Genomic DNA, 2894 nt, shown 5'->3' on the forward strand with positions numbered 1-2894 from the left:
GGGGTGAAGAGGCGGAAGAGGAGATGACCAGAGTAGTATGAAGGTATGCAAGGCGCCGGTTGCAGCACTGTGCGATTGATCTGCGCAATCTGATCGGTGACCCCATGTTTCCGGACGCAGCATCTGTTTTTCTTTGTTAATGATTTGTTAACACCCGCTCGGCGAGAGTTGTATTGATGTCTCCCCGATTCACGTTAAGGGGGCAGGAAGGGTCGGAAGGAATGTGGATCCGCATCGGCGGGCGTTTGCAGGCGGTTCTGCGGCACGGTCGCATGTTTCGGTGAAGCAGGTCCATGGCAGGAAAGTCCGCGAAGGAAAAACGATGGCCTTGGGAAATATTCTGCTTTCTGCGCTGATCGCGGCAATCGTGACCCTCATCATGGCGATGGCGGGCAGCGGTCTGTTCGAGTTGTTCGGGATATACATCGGCACGGGTCTGGTTGCCTGTGGCTTTCTTCTGGGCGCGTTCCCGCCGCGATTCGAACTGTAAACCGACAGGCCGGACGGCCGCTCGCGTCCCGAACCGCCGCGCCGATACACACAAACGGCGGTAAGCGCCCTTCGCGACAATCGGACGGAATGACAGGTGCGATCACGGAAGATCGGAGCCGTATCGCAAGCTGATTCGCAGGATCCGGAGTCGCAAATCTGCCACTCCACCTCTTCCAGCAGCATTTACGCGAGGTTGGTAGCGCAACAATATTACCACATACTTGACATCCGGGATTGCATATTTCAGACAGGCCGAACCATAGGCAAAAGCCCATAAATTGCTCGGGTGACTGGCGTTTGTTCACCCGCCTATGCAGCGTGGGTTCGGGAGTTTCCGGTGTTTCCCGGGCGTGCAGGGTTTCTCGTTATATTGCGTCGTTCAGCGCCCCGGCAGTTGGCGGGGCGTGGTCACGCCGTATTCCGGCACCGTGTGTGCACGATCGAAACCACGGGAGAAACCGCTCATGGCCTTGGGAAACGTCTTTCTATCCGCATTGGCGGCGACGGTCGCCACCGGGGTCATGGCGTGGTCCGGAATCGGTCCGCTCGGGCTGATCGGGACCTTCTTCGGCACCGGTTTCGTCATTTCGGGGTGCCTTTTTCTTCTTGTCCTCTTCAGATCGAAAACAAAGGTCCGCCCAACCCTTTCCCCGACACCAAAGTCCCATCACCACGAGTCGTGCATGCAGGAAGATTGCCTGGAACAGTGACGGCCACGCACCGTCAACACGCTGAATTTAAATATATATTAACCATGATGAACAAATGCTCGCATCATGAAATGGGCAGTCCTGATTCCTCCACTCGTCCTTCTTCCGCTGGCCAGCACCGTCGATGCGAGCAGCGCCTGGCCCCGCGGCAAGGGAAAGGTCTTTGCCTCGGTCAGCTGGTCGACCTGGGGTGACATCATCGGCTACACTGAGGCGATTCAGGAACCCTGGATCGACGAGCCGCCAATCCTCGAACAAACCGAGGAAATCTCGTTTTTCGGTGAATTCGGCCTTTCCGATCGGGTAACTGTCGGCATCGACAATCATCGCCGTGCCGACAGCGACATCGGCGAAACGATCCTGTTCCTGCGCACCAATCTCGGTGCGCTCGACTGGCCGGACAAATTCTCGCTCCAGATCGGCGCCGGACCGTCGCGCGACTGGCAGGAGACCGAGCAGACCGCCTATCGCGTCGGTTTCGGCTGGGGGCGCGGCTTCGACACCCGGTGGGGCGGCGCCTGGACGGATATCGACGCGAAATATACCGCCCTGCCCGAGACGGATACCAACTTCTACAAGCTCGACGCGACCATCGGCCTGAATACCACCGACAAGGCGATGTGGTACCTGCAGGTCCAGAGCGGCGCGGTCGACGACAATCCCGCCTTTGTCCGGCTGGTTCCGACCTACGTGCGCCGGATCGGCTATGGCATGAGCCTCGAATCCGCGCTGCTCTGGGGGGTCGAAAACGACGAGGCGCAGGGGGTCAAGTTCTCGGCCTGGTTCGAATTCTGAGCCGTAACCGGCGGCTCAGCGTATCACCACCACCGTGCAATCGGCATGCCGCACCACCTGCGCCGCAGTGCTTCCCAGAAGATAGTCCTGCATTTCCGGCCGGTGACTGGCGACGATGATGCAATCGTTCGCGTGTTCCCTTGCATAGTCGAGTATCGTCCGGCCCGAATGCCCTTCGACAACCACGCCCTCGCCGCCGGGCACCATCGCGGCGAGACGGTCGAGTTCGGCATGTATCCCCTCAAGGGTCGCTTTCACCAGATCGTCGGGCACATATTGCACCGCGTAGGCCGGCACATGTTCGACCACATGCAGCAGGGTGACCCGTCCGTCGGCCTCGCCCAATGCGCGCGCGGCCTGAAGCGAGGCGTCAACCTTGTCGTCGTCGTCGAAAGCGATGGGAACGAGGACATTGCGGTACATGGCGGTCTCCTGAAAGGCTGCTCCGGTGGCACCACCTTCACCCCTGCGATACCCCGATGCAAGCCCGCCAAATCCGGCGCGATATCGCCTTTGGCTTGCATCACGGCCCGGGCGGCCTAGTGTCGGGTTACGGGAACGGCCGCAGCCTGCGGCACGAACAAGGGAAAAGTACATGAAACGCAAGGCATCCGCGCTCTGGCGCGGCGATCTTCAGTCGGGCAACGGGACGATGAGCGGCCAGTCGGGCGCCTTTTCCGACCTTGCCTTCTCTTTCCGGACCCGCTGTCAGGACGAACCCGGCACCAATCCGGAGGAACTGATCGCGGCAGCCCATGCCGGCTGCTACGCGATGTCCCTGTCGAACGAACTCGCCAAGGCCGGGCTCACACCGGATTCCGTCTCGGCGACGGCCGAGGTCACGCTGGGCGAGGTCGACGGCGGCTTCGCCATCACCCGGTCCGCCCTGACCGCCAC

Annotated in this window: 5 protein-coding genes; 3 read left to right on the forward strand and 2 right to left on the reverse strand. The window is 60.6% G+C overall.

Translation table 11 applies throughout. From position 1 onward, the window contains the following. Window positions 1-322 precede the first annotated feature (322 nt). Complete coding sequence (locus ACK5IR_RS13355; protein ID WP_416929668.1) at window positions 323-490, forward strand: hypothetical protein; 168 nt, start codon at window positions 323-325, stop codon at window positions 488-490. A gap of 381 nt (window positions 491-871) precedes the next feature. Here the strand turns inward: ACK5IR_RS13355 and ACK5IR_RS13360 are convergent, their stop codons facing one another. Further along, a complete protein-coding gene (locus ACK5IR_RS13360; RefSeq protein WP_416929669.1) occupies window positions 872-1078 on the reverse strand; it encodes a hypothetical protein in 207 nt (68 codons plus the stop codon). A 190-nt stretch (window positions 1079-1268) separates the two neighbouring features. On the opposite strand from ACK5IR_RS13360, the gene ACK5IR_RS13365 reads away from it, so the two are divergent. Further along, window positions 1269-1997 carry a hypothetical protein gene (locus tag ACK5IR_RS13365; RefSeq protein WP_416929670.1) on the forward strand — a complete coding sequence of 243 codons (729 nt, stop codon included), beginning with the start codon at window positions 1269-1271 and terminating at the stop codon, window positions 1995-1997. A 15-nt stretch (window positions 1998-2012) separates the two neighbouring features. On the opposite strand, the gene ACK5IR_RS13370 is transcribed toward ACK5IR_RS13365, so the two are convergent. After that, window positions 2013-2420, reverse strand: a complete 408-nt coding sequence (locus ACK5IR_RS13370) for a universal stress protein (protein WP_416929671.1) — start codon at window positions 2418-2420, stop codon at window positions 2013-2015. Window positions 2421-2592: 172 nt separating this feature from the next. Between ACK5IR_RS13370 and ACK5IR_RS13375 the strand changes: the two genes are divergently transcribed. Further along, the coding region (locus ACK5IR_RS13375) for an OsmC family peroxiredoxin (RefSeq protein ID WP_416929672.1) at window positions 2593-2894 on the forward strand (302 nt) is incomplete at its 3' end.

Origin of the sequence: Tropicimonas sp. (assembly GCF_047971885.1) — a bacterium.
Taxonomy (GTDB): domain Bacteria; phylum Pseudomonadota; class Alphaproteobacteria; order Rhodobacterales; family Rhodobacteraceae; genus Tropicimonas.